Here is a 15,177-nt window from a genome sequence, read left to right on the forward strand (position 1 = left end):
GGCTGTTGTCCGGTATAGAAGGATACAGCGTAGTCCAGATCGATGCCCAGCGGCGGGCCTATACCTGGCTGGACGACTACCGGAAGTCGGCGGAGAACGGCTCGGATGTTGTCCTGACGATCGATATAGCGGCCCAGGTCACCGCGGAACAGGTGCTTGAAGAGGCGATCGCATGGCACGAGGCGCTCGGCGGCATGGTCATCGTGATGGATCCGGGGAACGGCGACATACTGGCCATGGCCAGTTCGCCGGATTTCGATCCCAACACGCCGGGCCGGTTTTCCTTCGAAGCCCAGAAAATCAGGCCCGTGGTAGACACCTACGAGCCCGGTTCGACGTTCAAGATCGTCGCCGCGACCGCGGCCCTGGAAACCGGCGCGTTCTCGCTCGAGGACCGGATCGACACGAGCGAAGGACGGATCGAAATAGGTACCCAGACGATATCGGACCACGACGTCTTCGACGAACTGAGCGTGCGGGAAGTCATCGAGCATTCCAGTAACGTGGGTACCGTGAAAATCGCCCTGGAACTCGGCGAGAAGTCATTTTATGAATACACCCGGTCATTCGGATTCGGCATGAAGACGGGCGTGGCGCTGCCGGGCGAAGTCAACGGGATCCTGCACAAACCGGCCAGGTGGTCCAGGTCGACGCTGCCCACCATGTCCATCGGCTACGGGGTTTCCGTAACCGGAGTGCAACTCGCGTCCGCCTATTGCGCGGTGGCCAACGGAGGGCAGCTCCTGCAACCCCGGATCATCAAGTCCATCGTGCGAAACGACGGTACGGTGGTGTCCGTACCGAAATCCGTCGTTCGCAGAGTGATGAAACGGGAGACCGCCGAAACCTTGATGGACGTGTTTACCGGGGTGGTTGACCGGGGCACGGGGACGAAGGGCGCGGTGTCCGGATTCAAGGTCGCCGGGAAGACCGGCACGGCCTGGAAAGCGCGAGAGGACGGCAGGGGATACACCCGGAACTACCGGTCTTCATTCGTCGGCATGTTCCCCGCGTCGGATCCGGAGATAGTCGTACTGGTCATGATCGACGAACCGAAGAAACGCGGTTTCTACGGTGGGTCGGTGGCCGCGCCCGTCTTCAACAAGATCGTCCGCCGGCTCGTCCATCTGCCGGATGGTCCTGTGGAGTCGATACCCGAATCCGACGACGGTTTGCCGCTGCACCTGGCCTCCATCGAGCCGAACGCCGCTTCGGACCGTGAATCCGAAGTATCCGACCGGCTCGACCCAGGCTTCAGAGGTCCGATGCCTCGGGACCTGCTGCCGCTCGACGGCCGCTGGGAAATCGAGCGTCCCGGTTCCCTTACCGGGCCGGGCCGGGCCCGGGTCGCACTTCCGTCCGTCATCGGCATGAGCGTAAGAGAAGCCGTCAAGACCCTGGCTGAAATGGGCATCGAAGCGACCATAGTCGGCACGGGTTACGTCCGGCGCCAGATTCCGGCACCGGGCCACGGGGTCTATTCAGGTGATCGATGCATCATCGAATGCGGCCCATACAACTAGCCTTCCCACCGCTTGCCTCGAGCGGGGGACGGCACTGAGGGTCAAGGCCGTGATACAGCTTACCGAATTACTGGACGCGCTGCCTCGGAAAGAGGTGATTCGCTTGTCGGCTGGAGCGGCCCAGGCGGACCAGGCGACCCAGGCGACCCAGGCGGGCCAGGCGGACCAGGAGATCGGCGGGATCGTTCACGATTCGAGGTCCGTCAATCCCGGTGACGTCTTCGTCGCGCTGCGCGAACCGTCGGGCCGCGACGGCCACCGGTACGTCCGTGACGCAGTGGCGCGGGGCGCTTCGGTAGTGGTCCAGGAAAACGAAGAACGCCTCGCTGGCGCGACCACGGTAATCGTTCCGGACACCTCCAGAGCGTACGGTCTGATGGCGGCCGCGTATTACGGCCGGCCGGCGGACGACCTTTGCATGGTCGGCGTCACGGGAACCAACGGCAAGACGACGGTGTCGACGCTGGTCGAGGCCATCCTAAGGGAGTGCGGCCGGTCCGTGGGTGGCATCGGCACGCTGGGCAGCCGTTACATGGGCGAGATGCTCGACTGGAAGCTGAGTCACACCACGCCCTATCCGATGGAACTGCACCGCACCTTGAGGAAGATCCGGGACCGGGGCGGTGAATCCGTCGTCATGGAAGTTTCCTCCCACAGCCTGGCCTGGCAGCGACTGTTCGGTCTGCGGTTCACCACGGGCGTCTTTACCAATCTGTCCCGGGAGCACCTGGACGACCACAAGACCTTTGACGCCTACAGGGAGGCCAAGACGCTGCTTTTCTCCGAGATGCTCGACGAGAAGGGCACCGCCGTTCTCAACATGGATGATCCGGCCTTCGTGCATTTCAGAAACGCCTCGCGCGCGCGCGTCCTTTCCTATGGGTTGGACAAGAGAGCGGACGTCCACCGGGCGGGTCCGATCGGTTACCACGCGGACCGGACCACCCTGGCGGTGCAGGTTCGTTCCGATCCGCCGTTTAACGTGACGCTGCCGCTCCTGGGTCGATTCAACGCATACAACGCCCTCGCGGCGATTTCCGTGGGGCTGCAGTTCGGCATCGACGGCGCGCTGATGAACCGGGCCGTTTCCGGGATCAGGGTACCCGGCCGACTGGAGCGGGTCGACGCAGGACAGCCCTTCAACGTGCTCGTGGATTTCGCCCATACGCCCGATGCGCTCGGTGCCGTGCTGTCGGCCTGCCGGGACTGGACGCGTGGAAACCTGACCGTCGTGTTCGGCTGCGGAGGGGACCGGGACCCGGGAAAGCGGCCCCTCATGGGCAGGGCGGCTTCGACGCACGCCGACGTCGTCATCGTGACGACCGACAACCCCAGAACGGAACCGCCCGACCGGATCATCAGGGATATCGAGCCGGGTCTACTGCCTGATGTCCGCTCCCATATCGTCCAGGACCGCGGCGAAGCGATCCGGAAGGCTCTCCGTGAAGCGGGCGAAGGCGACACCGTGTTGATTGCCGGAAGGGGAGACACCGTCTACCAGGTCGTGGGCGATACGCAGATCGAGTTCGACGACCGGATCAAGGCCCGGGAATGTCTCGAGGCGCATTATGGATAATCACAACGGGAACGATGAGCCCACCCTGAAGGAAATCGCCGGAATCATGGGCGGCCGTCTGCACGTTCCGACCCCGGCGCATGGTCGCAGCCGGATCACGGGCGTCTGTTCGGATACCCGGCGCATCGAGGAAGGCAACCTGTTTGTCGCGATTGCCGGCGAGCGGTTCGATGGTCACGATTTCGTACCCGAGGCCGTGCGCGCGGGTGCGCGCGCCTCCCTCGTCACGGACGACTGGCATGCGCGCCGGCCGGACCGGGAAGCCCCGGACGCCGCGCGGATCGTCGTGCCCGAAGTACTTCCGGCGCTGCAGGCCTTCGCGGGCTGGCACCGGAGGCGTTTCGACCTGCCCGTCGTCGCGGTTACGGGCTCCAGCGGGAAGACCACCACGAAGAACATGATTGCCTCCGTGCTGGCCGAGCGCTACCGGGTCTTCAAGACACCCGGGAACCTTAACAGCCAGCTGGGCGTCTCCGAAGCCCTGTTTTCCCTGCAGGAAGACCACGGCGCCGCGGTACTCGAACTGGGCATGAACCACGCGGGCGAACTGGATCGGCTGTCCCGGATGACCCGTCCATCCATCGGCGTGATTACCAACGTGGGGCCCGCACATATCGAGTTCTTCGAGTCCATCGAAGGTATCGCCCGGGCCAAGGGCGAGATCCTCGACCACCTGCCGGAAGGCGGGAGCGCGGTGTTGAACGCCGACGACCCCCTCGTCATGAAGCAGGCCGGACGCAGCCTGGCGCGGGTGGTTACCTTCGGCCGCAGCGCGGGGGCCGACGTCCGGCTGGCACGCGTCCGGACCGAACTGTCCGGCTCGTCCTTCACGGTGTCGGACGGGGCTTCCTTTCGAATCAACCTGATGGGAGAGCACCAGGTCATGAACGCCTCGGCCGCCGTGGCGGTGGGCAGGCTTTCGGGAATCGACGACCAGGATATCGCCCGTGCGCTGCGGAGCGTCGAGCACACGCCCATGCGCATGGAGTACAGGAAGGCGGGCGCCGTTCACCTGATCAACGACGCGTACAACGCCAATCCGGCGTCCATGATGGCGGCCCTGGACGCGCTGGCAGTGGCCGATGGCCGTAAACTGGTCGTCCTCGGAGACATGCTGGAACTGGGCGAGCTGGGCAGGGCGGCGCACCGGGAAATCGGAAAGCGCGCCGCGGAGGTGGCGGAGCGGATCATCACGGTGGGAGAACTGGCCCGTGAGATCGCCGCAGCCGCGGTGGACGGCGGCATCCCGGCGTCTCGCGTCGTGTCCTGCAGCTACAACGACGAGGCGGCCGCAGCGGTCATGGCGGTAGTCGAAGACGGCGACGTGGTACTCGTCAAGGGATCGCGCGGCATGCGCATGGAAACCGTCATGGAATACCTGGAAAATTCGCTCGGCCAGGGCGAAACGGAGTAACCCCGTGTTGCATCAACGTATCGATCTTCCACTGCTGGTCTCGTCCCTGCTCCTGCTCTGCGTGGGGTCGGTCATGGTTTACAGCGCGAGTTCAGCCGTTGCCGCGGAGATGTTCTCCGGGGACAGTGGATTCTTCGTGAAACGTTACCTGGTGCGGTTGATCCTCGGCATCGTCATCCTGGTCCTCTTCGCCAGCCTGAATTACCAGAAGCTGCAGAAGTGGTCACCGATCCTGCTCGTCATCGGCATGGGGTTTCTGGCCCTCGTGTTCGTTCCCGGCATCGGGGTGACCATCCGCGGAGCGACGCGTACGATAACCCTGTTATCCATGACGATTCAGCCCGCGGAAGGGGTCAAGATCGCCCTGGTGATCTTCCTGGCCTACTGGCTGGCCAGGCGCCAGGACGTCATGGACCGGTTCTTCACCGGTTTTCTGCCCGTGTTGGCGGTGATCGCGACCACCTGCCTGCTGATCGGCCTGCAGCCGGATTACGGCACTTCGATCGTGCTGGCCGCGACCGCCTTCGCAGTGCTCTACGTCGGCCGAGCCCGGTTGCTGCACCTGGCAAGCTCAGTGGGGATCATGATCCCGGTCCTCTTCTACAAGCTGTACTCGTCCGCCCACAGCCGGGGCCGGCTCATGACCTACTTCGAGCGGTTTTTCGGCAATCCCGCCGATCAGGCCCACAATCTCCAGGGCGCGGATTACCAGCTGCAACAGGCACTGATCGGCCTGGGCACGGGAGGCATGTTCGGGAACGGACTGGGGCAGAGCCGGCAGAAGTTCCTGTTTCTTCCCGATCCCCATACGGATTTCGTGTTCGCGGTGATCGGCGAGGAGCTTGGGTTTCTGGGGTCGGTTGCGGTACTGGGCCTCTTTGTCGTCTTCGCGTGGAGAGGGGTCCGCATCGCCCGCATGGCGCCGGACGCCTTCGGGTTTTTCCTGGCATCGGGGCTGACCATGCTCATCACGCTGCACGTACTGGTGAACATCGGGGTGGTGACGGGCCTGCTGCCCACTACGGGCCTGCCGCTGCCCTTCCTGAGCTACGGGGGGTCCTGGCTGCTCGTCTGCATGATGAGTATCGGGATCCTCCTGAATATATCCCGCATGACCTATCGCCGTCAGAGGTTGCAGTATGACTGAACGGACAGACTGTACCGGCCCGACCGGACTGACCGGAGGCTCCGGACGGCAAGTACCGGAAATGACTTGCCGACACGCGCATTTCATCGGCATAGGCGGAATCGGCATGAGCGCACTGGCTGAACTGATGCTCGGAGACGGATACAAGGTCAGCGGATCGGATCTGCGGGGAACGCTGTTGACCGAGCGTCTCCACGGTCTAGGAGCATCCGTCTTTCAGGGCCACGACCCGGCCAACGCGGAGGGCGCCGACCTGATCGTGTATTCCTCTGCCATTTCCGGGGACAATCCCGAACTCGCGGCGGCCCGTCGTCTGGGCCGGCGTACCATCAGCCGCGCCGAACTGCTCGGCATAGTGATGCGCGGGACGCAGGGTATCGCCGTGGCGGGCACCCACGGAAAGACCTCCACGTCGGCCATGATCGTCAAGGTACTGGCCGCCGCGGGTCTGGACCCGACGGCCGTCATCGGCGGGGTCATGACGGAAAACGGATCCACCGTCCGCCGTGGAAACGGTCCGTGGATGATCGCGGAAGCCGATGAGTACGATCGTTCGTTCCATGCGCTGACCCCGGCCATGGCCGTAATCACTTCGGTAGATGCCGACCACATGGAATACTACGGTTCGCAGGAAGCCATCGATGAAGCCTTCACCTTCTTCGCCCATCTCGTGCCTGAGGACCGGCCGCTTATCGTGTGCGCGGACGACCCGGGCATTCGCAGGATCCAGTCCGGCCTGGCCCGCCGCCTGGTGACCTATGGGCTATCGGCGCACGCCTGCATCCGGGCGGACCGGGTGGAATCGAAAGGCTGGAGCGTTTCCGCCGAGGTGTACGTACGGGACGTGCCGGCCGGCCGGCTGGTGCTGCCGCAGCCGGGCGAGTGCAACCTGTCCAACGCCCTGGCCGCCATCGCCGTGGGCGACGATCTCGAGCTGCCCGTCGAGCGGACCATGGCGGCCCTGTCGGAATACCGGGGGCTGAAAAGGCGGTTCGAAGTGCTGGGCAGCATCGGCGGTGTCACGGTGGTGGACGACTACGCCCACCATCCCGTCGAAATCGAGGCCGCACTGCGCGCCGTGTCGAATGCGGGCGCCCGGCGCATGTTCGTGGTGTTCCAGCCACACCTTTACAGCCGGACGCGGAATCTGCGCCGGGAATTCGGACGCGTGCTCGGACGGTTTCCCGCATACCGGACGATCGTTACGGACGTATACGCGTCCAGGGAAACGCCCCGGGACGGGGTGACGGGTGAGATGATCGTCCACGACGCGAGCGCATTCGACGCAAACGTGGCGTATATCCCGGACAAGGACCGGGTAGCGGCCGCGCTGGTGGACGATCTCGAGCCTGGAGACCTGGTGCTGACCCTCGGTGCCGGGGACATTGGCGAGGTGGGAAGCCAGGTTTGCGAACTGCTGCGGAAAAACGGGGTCCGGTCTCATGGAAACTGCTGAACGCTTCAGCGGGCTGGTGCCCGCCGAACGGCTGCGCCGGAACGAGGGCCTCGACCGGCATACCACCTACCGGGTCGGGGGGCCGGCCGACGTGATGTGTCTGCCGGAAACCCGGGCGGAACTGCTCGAAATCGTCACCGCGGCCAGGGTGCACGAGGTCCCCTGGCTCGTGCTTGGGAACGGGAGCAACATCCTCTTCTCGGATGAAGGATTCAGGGGGCTGGTCATCAAGATACGCGGATCGACCCCGTCGGAGGGGACGTTGTGGGATCTGAAGCAGGAAGGCGAGTACCTCCGGGCGGGCGCCGGCGTCAGCCTGCCCCGGCTCGCATGGTCGGCCGCGGCCACCGGACTGGGTGGACTGGAGTTCTGCACCGGGATCCCCGGCGTGGTCGGCGGGTCCATCCGTGGTAACGCGGGCGCCCACGGGAGCGATCTGGGCGGCGTGCTGGAGTCCATAGAACTGATCCAGCCTTCCGGCGACATCGAGACGATCCCGGCCGGCGAAGCGGGGTTTTCCTACCGGGAGAGCGGTATTGATCCGGGCGGAATCGTGACCGGGGCCGTGTTCAGGCTGACGCCGGACGAACCGGAGAACGTGTATGAACGCATACGGGACTTCACCGAATACCGGAAGCGCACGCAGCCATCCGCGGACCAGAGTGCCGGATGCATGTTCAAGAACCCCGAGGGCGGCAAGGCGGGGAGGCTGATCGACGCGGCCGGTTGCAAGGGGCTGCAGGTCGGGGGAGCGAGGGTGTCCGACCTCCACGGGAATTTCGTAATCAACCAGGGCGGCGCGACGGCTTCTGACGCATTGCGACTGATCGACATGGTTCGCGAGCAAGTCTTCGAACGGACCGGCGTAGCCCTGGAACTCGAAGTGCGCGTGATGAAATCGGAGGTCATATGAAGCTGAACCGAACGCATCCCGCAGTCAGGCTGATGCTTGGACTCACGACCGGCCTGCTCGTCTCGGGCGTGGCGGCCGGACTCGCCATGGGCGGCCTGGCCCTGTCCGAGTGGACGAAGACCTCGCAGGCGTTCAATCTGCACGCCATCGACGTCGCGGGGAACCGCCTCGTCGGCAAAGAAGATATCATCACGGTTTCCGGTCTCGAGCGGGGACGGAACATCTGGTCGGCCGACCTCGCGGAGACCGAAAGGCGCCTTATGCTGGCCCGGCGGTTCGAACAGGTCTCGGTCACCAGGAGATTGCCCGGAACTATCGTTGTCCGCGTGGAGGAACTGCATCCGATCGCTTTCGTGCAGCTGGACCGGCTCTACGGCGTCTCTGTACGGGGCGAACTGATCCCCCTGACGCCAGGGATCGGACTGCCGGACCTTCCCGTGATCACCGTCGACGCTTCCAGCTACCAGTGGGCGACGGGTGCCGCGGAGTCGCGGGACCGCAGTTTCGAAACACTGAGAGACGCCATGCGGGTCAATCCGGAGATGGCCCGCGCGCTCTACCTGATGAGGGTGCTCAGGACGATGTCACCGGGGATGTATGACGAGTTGTCCGAAATTCACGTGTCCAGTCCCGATGACCCGATCGCCTACATGGTCGAAGGCGGACTGGCCATCCGGTTCGGGACGGGCCACTATCCCAGGAAGATCGAGATGTTGAGACGGACGGTGGAGAAGCTGGAAGCCGATGCCATCCGGACCCGCCTGATCGACCTGAGGTTCAAGGACCAGGTCATCGTCCGGCCGATCGTATCCAACCGGTCCGGAGGCGGGAGATCGTAGTGTTAAAAGGAGTTGAATATGGCTCGTGAACGTATCGCCGTGCTCGATCTGGGTACCACCAGAACGGTCGTGCTGATCGGCGAGATTGCAGACGACGGCCTGCGGATCCTGGGCAAAGGGGCAAGCGCGTCCCGGGGCCTCAGGCGAGGCGTCGTGGTCAATATGGACGAGGCCGCCCGTTCGATCGGTGAGGCGCTCCAGGCCGCGGAACGTGAGGCGGGCGCCAGGGTGAACGAGGTATTCGTCGGGTTTTCCGGCGAGCACATCGAAAGCGTCAACAGCAGCGGCGCCGTGGCCATCGCGTCCGACGTCGGCCGGGGCGTGACACGGGAGGATGTTCTCCGTGCCCGCGAATCGGCGACGGCCCTGAAAATACCCTCGGACCGCCAGGTGATCCACGTGCTCGCCCAGGACCACATCGTGGACGACCAGGGCGGGATCCACGACCCGTGCGGCATGTCCGGCGTCCGGCTCGAAGTGCGCGTGCATATCGTAACAGGCGCGGTCACCCCGCTGCGCAACGTACGCAACTGTATCGTGCAGTCCGGCATGCAGGTCCGGGAACTCGTCCTGGATACGATCGCCGTGGGCGAGGCGGCACTGACGTCCGACGAGAAAGAACTGGGTGTCGTGCTGCTCGACCTGGGCGGAGGCACGACGAAGGTCGCGCTGATCCACCACGGGAGCATTCGGCATTCGGCGGTCATACCGGCCGGGGGCAACAACCTCACGAACGACATCGCCATCGGACTCCGCACACCCCATGAGGATGCCGAACGGATCAAGTGCGGATATGCGAGTGCGGTCTACGTCCGCCCGGACAGGGACAACATGATCGAAGTGCCCGGGGTCGGCGGCCGCGAGCCGCGGCAGGTGACGCGGGAGGAACTGGCCTTCGTGGTCGGACCGCGGATCAAGGAGCTGCTGTTTCTCGCACGGGAGGAGATCCGAAGCAGCGGATTCGAACACAAGGTCGGCACCGGCATCGTCATAACCGGCGGCGGTGCGCTGATGCCGGGCATCGCGAAACTGGCGGAACAGGTCTTCGGCATGTCCGCGAAAATCGGCGGGCCGCGGGAGTTTCCCGAACTGGAAAGTGACGAGAACGCGCCTGCGTACGCCACAAGTGCCGGCTTGTTGCGCTACGCCATGAACAACCTATTGGAAAAGGAGTGGCACCATGGTACGGAAGGAGGATTGCTGGACCGTGTGATAAGCCGGATCGCGGCCCTGATGTAGCATCCAGTACACATAATCGTACAGATTCGAGCAAAACCGGCAGATTGCTGCCACAAACCCACAGAAGGAGGCTGTAAATGTCTACTTTCGACTTCGATGCGGAACCGGGACTGTTCGCTCGCATGAAGATCATCGGCGTGGGCGGCGCCGGAAAGAACGCCGTCAACCACATGGTTGAAATCGGCGTCCCGGGCGTCGATTTTCTGGTCGCCAACACGGACGCGCAGGACCTGGCGAGTTCCAATGTAAAGTACAAGATACAGCTGGGACACGAGATCACCCGCGGACTCGGCGCCGGCGCGAATCCGGACGTAGGGCGCAAGGCCGCGGAGGAAAGCCGGGACGTCATCGCGGAACACCTGACCGATATCGATATGGTCTTCATCACCGCGGGCATGGGGGGCGGCACGGGAACCGGCGCCGCACCGGTGATCGCGCAGATCGCCAAGGAGTTGGGCGTCCTGGCCGTCGGCGTCGTGACCAAGCCCTTTGCCTTCGAGGGACCCAAGCGGGCGGCGAACGCCGAAACCGGCCTCGCCGCGTTGAAAGAGCATGTGGATACGGTCGTCATCATCCCCAACCAGAAGCTGAAGGAGGCCGTGAGCCACACCACGACTTTCAAAGACGCCCTCAAGGTGGCCGACGAGGTCCTGCTGCAGGCCACGCGCGGCATTTCGGACCTGGTCACCCTGCCCGGGCTGATCAATGTCGATTACGCCGATATCAGGACGACCATGGAGAACAAGGGCGAAGCCCTCATGGGCACCGGCGAGTCCGAGGGAGACAAGCGTGCGCTGGAAGCGGCGGAACGGGCCATGAATCACCCGCTGCTGGCGGACATGGACATCGACGGGGCCAAGGACATTCTGCTGAATATCTCGGGCGGGCAGGATATGACCCTTTTCGAAGTGGAAGAAGTGATGACCACGGTTCAGGCGGCCGCGGGACACACCAACATCATCATGGGTACGGTCCTCGATGAGAGCCTGGAAGGCAAAATCCGGGTGACGCTGATCGCCACGGGACTGGACCAGGCCATGTCTTCGCCGGACGAAATGCTGACCCGGAACATTCTGAAGTTCCAGCCGGACCGTCCTGAAGAGATCGAAACCCCGGCCTTTCAGCGGGTCAAGCGAAACGGGTTCGAGACTGAGGAAGTGGCCGTGGGCGACCCGTCCGACGACGCGGTCGACAACAACGGTCTGGACGTTCCGACCTACATGCGCCGCCGCAGGGCTTTCGGTTCGTAGCATCCCGAATCATCCCCCGCCCGAACGGGTGATTCAGGCACAGGCCGTACCGGTCAAATTCGATTGACAGGCCAACGGCGGGACGATATTTTGAGGCTGGCGTTTCTACGGTGCTGGTTTCAAGATACCATCCCGTCGGAGGGCGTAGTCTTTCCTGTCCGGTATCCGGTCTGATTACGGCCATTCCATATCCTGTTCTATTCTGCAACTTCCGGTTCGACAGGGAGATACATCCGATATGGCCGAGGGATTGCCCCCTCAGTACGACCCCGGAACCGTTGAACGGAAGTGGTACGCTTTCTGGGAAGAGCACAAGTTCTTCCACGCCGATACGGCTTCCGGCAAGCCCCCTTATTCAATCGTCATACCTCCACCCAACATCACCGGTATTCTGCACCTCGGACATGTGCTGAACAACACGATCCAGGACGTGCTCATCCGGTTCAAGCGCATGCAGGGTTTCGAAACCCTCTGGATGCCGGGAACGGATCACGCCGGTATCGCCACGCACGTGGTCGTGGAACGGATGCTCGCGGAACGGGGCATCGACCGCGAGGAGATCGGCCGCGAGCGGTTCGTGGAAGAAATCTGGAAATGGCGCGAGCAGTATGGCGGCACGATCATCCGCCAGTTGAAGGAACTGGGTTGTTCCTGCGACTGGGAGCGCGAGCGTTTCACCATGGACGAGGGGCTTTCCAGGGCGGTACTCACGGTATTCATCGCACTTTTCGAGAAGAAGATGATCTACCGGGGAAATCGCATAATCAACTGGTGTCCCCGCTGCAACACCGCCCTGTCCAACGAAGAGTCCGTACCCCGGGACGACCAGGGGTCGCTGTGGCGGATCCGGTATCCCCTGGCGGACGGCTCGGGCGGGATCAGCATTGCCACGACCAGACCGGAGACCATGCTCGGCGACGTGGCGGTTGCCGTCCACCCGGAGGACGAACGGCACGCGCACCTGGTGGGCGAACAGGTCAGTCTGCCGCTGACGGACCGGACCATCCCGATCATCGCGGACACGGAACTGGTTGACCCGGCATTCGGCACAGGCGCCGTCAAGGTGACGCCGGCCCACGATTTCAACGATTTCATCCTGGGCAACAAGCACGATTTGTCCCAGATCGTGATCATGGACGAAAACGGCGTGATGAACGAAGCCGCCGGTCCCGCCTACCGGGGATTGGACCGGTTCGAGTGCCGGCGCAAGGTCGTGAAGGACCTGGAAGATCTCGGCCTCCTGGAAGGAATCGAAGGTCATGTCCATGCCGTTCGCCACTGCCAGCGTTGCGATACAGTCCTCGAACCCCGGCTTTCCCGCCAGTGGTTCCTGAAAACCCGGCCGCTCGCCCGCCGTCTCCTGCGCACTTTGGAAGAAGACCGGATACCGGGCATTACCCCGGAACACTGGGAGAAGACGTACCGCCACTGGCTGGAAAACATCGAGGACTGGTGCATTTCCCGCCAGTTGTGGTGGGGGCACCGCATTCCGGTATGGTACTGTGCGTCGTGTGGAAGCACGCACGCGGGCATCGAAGCGCCCTTGCAATGCGGCCGTTGCGGCCACGGCGTGCTGCACCAGGACGAAGACGTGCTCGACACCTGGTTCTCATCGGCCCTGTGGCCCTTTTCGACCATGGGCTGGCCGGAACGCACGGCGGAGCTCCAGACCTTCTATCCCACCTCCACCCTGGTCACCGGTCACGACATCCTGTTCTTCTGGGTCGTGCGCATGATGATGATGGGCTATGAATTCATGGACGACCGGCCCTTCGACGACGTCTATCTCACGAGCCTCGTCCGGGACATAAAGGGTCGCAAACTGAGCAAATCGCTGGGTAACTCGCCCGATCCCCTTGAGGTCATGGAAACCTACGGTGCGGACGCGCTGAGGTATGCCATGATGCTGATCGCGCCGCACGGACAGGACTTGCTGTATTCCAACGAACAGGTCGAGGTCGGTCGCAATTTCGCGAATAAAATGTGGAATGCCGCCCGGCTGGTGCTCATGCATCAGAAGCCGCCGGAATCCGGCCTCACGGTTTCCGAGAACCTCTGGGACCGCTGGATCCTGTCCCGGCTGGACCGCACCGTTGAACAGGCGACGCGGTCCCTGGAGCAATACGCCTTCCACGAGACGGCGCTGGTGCTTTACGACTTCTTCTGGCACGACTACTGCGACTGGTATCTCGAAGCGATCAAGCAACGGATCTACGACGAGACGGACGTCGCGTCCGCGGATCAAGCGCGGCGCACGGCCCTGCTCGTGCTCGAACAGACGCTCCGCCTGTTTCACCCGTTCATGCCCTTCATCACCGAGGAAATCTGGCAACATCTGAGACCCTACCTGGATGACCGCGACGCGGAACCGGCGGGCATCGTCGTCGCGTCCTGGCCGGAATCCCGTCCGGACCGGGTTCAGACGGATGCCGAAGGGGACATACGTTATGTCCAGGAACTGATCGGGGCCATCCGGGGCGTCCGCGCCGATTTCAGAGTCCATCCTACCCAGGAGATGGCGGTGCACTGCCGGGTCGCGGACCCCCGCATGATCGAAGTGCTCTCCGGCCAGGCACAGGCCGTCCAGTCGCTTGCCCGATGCAAGCTGGCCTTCGTCGACGGCGATGAGGCCCGTCCCGCCGGTTCTGCGTCCGGTGTTCTGCGGGACATGGAATTCTACATCCCGCTCAGCGGATTGATCGACCTGGAAATCGAAACGGATCGCCTTTCCCGGGAGCGGTCCCGGGTCGAGCAGGAGTTGGAAAAAGTCCGCAAGCGCCTGGCGAACGGCCAGTTCGTGCAAAAAGCGCCGGCGGATGTCGTCGAGAAGGAAAAGGACAAGCAAATCAACTACGAGGACATGATCGGCCGGCTGAATCGGAATCTCGAAATGATTTGTGCAGGATGAGCGTCGAGTGCTATATTGATTTGCACGCCCACAGCGACTGTTCCGACGGCGTCGATTCCCCGGAAGAACTCGTGTCGAAGGCCCGCGCGGCGGGCCTGTGCGCACTGGCGATTACGGACCACGACGCGGTAGACGGTGTGGAACGGGCGCGGCGCGAATCGGCGCGGCGCGAACCAACCCGGCACGAATCGGACCGGGAACTGGAAATCGTACCCGGCGTGGAGCTCAGTGCGCGGGAAGGCGCATCCGACGTGCATATCCTGGGTTACTACTTCGACCCCGGCAACCGGTCGTTGCTTTCGTACCTGGAAACCTTCAGGTCGCAGCGGTTGCACCGGGCGAAGGGCATTGTCCGGAAGTTGAACGACCTGGGCGTACCGCTTGAGCTGGAATCGGTCATCGCCCAGGCGAAGGACGGAAAGACCAGCGTCGGCAGACCACATATCGCCCGCGCGCTGGTGGAAAGCAACCAGGTCGATTCGATCCAGGACGCCTTTACGCGGTACCTGGGCAATCACGCCCCCGCGTACATGCCCAAGGTCTTCTTCGCCGTCGAAGATGCGATTCAGGTGATCCACGAAGCCGGCGGCGCGGCCGTTCTGGCCCATCCAGGGTCCCTCAGGCGGGACGAGTTGATCCCCGGTTTCGTCAAGTCCGGCCTTGACGGCCTGGAGGTCATCCATCCGGACCACTCCGGGACGGCCCGCCGCTACTACGGGCAGCTGGCTGCGAAGCACGGACTGGTTGCAACCGGTGGATCGGACTATCACGGACCCCGGGCGGACCGTTGCGGCCTTGGCGGCATGAAGGTACCTCTGCATCATCTGACGGATCTGAAACGGGTATTAGCTTGATGTAAAGCCGGATGTCGCGCCTACGTTTGGTGTTTCTGCAGGAATCAAGGAGACGAAA

The 15,177-nt window shown here is 63.4% G+C and carries 11 protein-coding genes; all 11 read left to right on the plus strand.

Annotation, left to right across the window (positions count from 1 at the left end; translation table 11 throughout):
• Positions 1-1,523 (plus strand): penicillin-binding protein (locus OXH56_07480; GenBank protein MCY3555147.1); only part of this gene is annotated, 1,523 nt, incomplete at its 5' end.
• 103 nt (positions 1,524-1,626) lie between these two features.
• Positions 1,627-3,099 (plus strand): UDP-N-acetylmuramoyl-L-alanyl-D-glutamate--2,6-diaminopimelate ligase, encoded by a 1,473-nt coding sequence (locus OXH56_07485; GenBank protein ID MCY3555148.1) that lies wholly within the window; start codon positions 1,627-1,629, stop codon positions 3,097-3,099.
• Positions 3,092-4,513, plus strand: coding sequence for a UDP-N-acetylmuramoyl-tripeptide--D-alanyl-D-alanine ligase (locus OXH56_07490; GenBank protein MCY3555149.1), 1,422 nt, complete (start codon positions 3,092-3,094; stop codon positions 4,511-4,513). The genes OXH56_07485 and OXH56_07490 overlap by 8 nt, the downstream gene beginning before the upstream one ends.
• 4 nt (positions 4,514-4,517) lie before the next feature.
• The gene (ftsW, locus tag OXH56_07495; GenBank protein ID MCY3555150.1) at positions 4,518-5,660 is read left to right on the plus strand and encodes a putative lipid II flippase FtsW; all 1,143 of its coding nucleotides are present in this window, start codon (positions 4,518-4,520) and stop codon (positions 5,658-5,660) included.
• 61 nt (positions 5,661-5,721) lie between these two features.
• Entirely contained in the window at positions 5,722-7,116 is a 1,395-nt protein-coding gene (gene murC, locus OXH56_07500; GenBank protein MCY3555151.1) for a UDP-N-acetylmuramate--L-alanine ligase, read from the plus strand.
• Positions 7,103-8,029 (plus strand): UDP-N-acetylmuramate dehydrogenase, encoded by a 927-nt coding sequence (murB, locus tag OXH56_07505; GenBank protein ID MCY3555152.1) that lies wholly within the window; start codon positions 7,103-7,105, stop codon positions 8,027-8,029. The genes murC and murB overlap by 14 nt, the downstream gene beginning before the upstream one ends.
• Positions 8,026-8,868, plus strand: coding sequence for an FtsQ-type POTRA domain-containing protein (locus tag OXH56_07510; protein MCY3555153.1), 843 nt, complete (start codon positions 8,026-8,028; stop codon positions 8,866-8,868). Before murB ends, OXH56_07510 begins: the two co-directional genes overlap by 4 nt.
• An 18-nt stretch (positions 8,869-8,886) precedes the next feature.
• Positions 8,887-10,107, plus strand: coding sequence for a cell division protein FtsA (ftsA, locus tag OXH56_07515; protein MCY3555154.1), 1,221 nt, complete (start codon positions 8,887-8,889; stop codon positions 10,105-10,107).
• Positions 10,108-10,184: 77 nt separating this feature from the next.
• Positions 10,185-11,357, plus strand: a complete 1,173-nt coding sequence (gene ftsZ, locus OXH56_07520) for a cell division protein FtsZ (GenBank protein MCY3555155.1) — start codon at positions 10,185-10,187, stop codon at positions 11,355-11,357.
• Positions 11,358-11,595: 238 nt separating this feature from the next.
• The gene (locus OXH56_07525; GenBank protein ID MCY3555156.1) at positions 11,596-14,265 is read left to right on the plus strand and encodes a valine--tRNA ligase; all 2,670 of its coding nucleotides are present in this window, start codon (positions 11,596-11,598) and stop codon (positions 14,263-14,265) included.
• A complete protein-coding gene (locus tag OXH56_07530; protein MCY3555157.1) occupies positions 14,262-15,119 on the plus strand; it encodes a PHP domain-containing protein in 858 nt (285 codons plus the stop codon). Before OXH56_07525 ends, OXH56_07530 begins: the two co-directional genes overlap by 4 nt.
• Positions 15,120-15,177: the final 58 nt, after the last annotated feature.

This window comes from Gemmatimonadota bacterium (assembly GCA_026702745.1).
In the GTDB taxonomy this organism is placed as follows: Bacteria; JAAXHH01; JAAXHH01; order JAAXHH01; family JAAXHH01; genus JAAXHH01.

Excerpts from the sequence above, each read along its gene's own strand:
- OXH56_07490 (MCY3555149.1), top strand. The coding sequence starts at position 3,092 with ATGGATAATCACAACGGGAACGATGAGCCCACCCTGAAGGAAATCGCC.
- murC (MCY3555151.1), top strand. The coding sequence starts at position 5,722 with ATGACTTGCCGACACGCGCATTTCATCGGCATAGGCGGAATCGGCATG.
- murB (MCY3555152.1), top strand. The coding sequence starts at position 7,103 with ATGGAAACTGCTGAACGCTTCAGCGGGCTGGTGCCCGCCGAACGGCTG.
- OXH56_07510 (MCY3555153.1), top strand. The coding sequence starts at position 8,026 with ATGAAGCTGAACCGAACGCATCCCGCAGTCAGGCTGATGCTTGGACTC.
- ftsA (MCY3555154.1), top strand. The coding sequence starts at position 8,887 with ATGGCTCGTGAACGTATCGCCGTGCTCGATCTGGGTACCACCAGAACG.
- ftsZ (MCY3555155.1), top strand. The coding sequence starts at position 10,185 with ATGTCTACTTTCGACTTCGATGCGGAACCGGGACTGTTCGCTCGCATG.
- OXH56_07525 (MCY3555156.1), top strand. The coding sequence starts at position 11,596 with ATGGCCGAGGGATTGCCCCCTCAGTACGACCCCGGAACCGTTGAACGG.
- OXH56_07530 (MCY3555157.1), top strand. The coding sequence starts at position 14,262 with ATGAGCGTCGAGTGCTATATTGATTTGCACGCCCACAGCGACTGTTCC.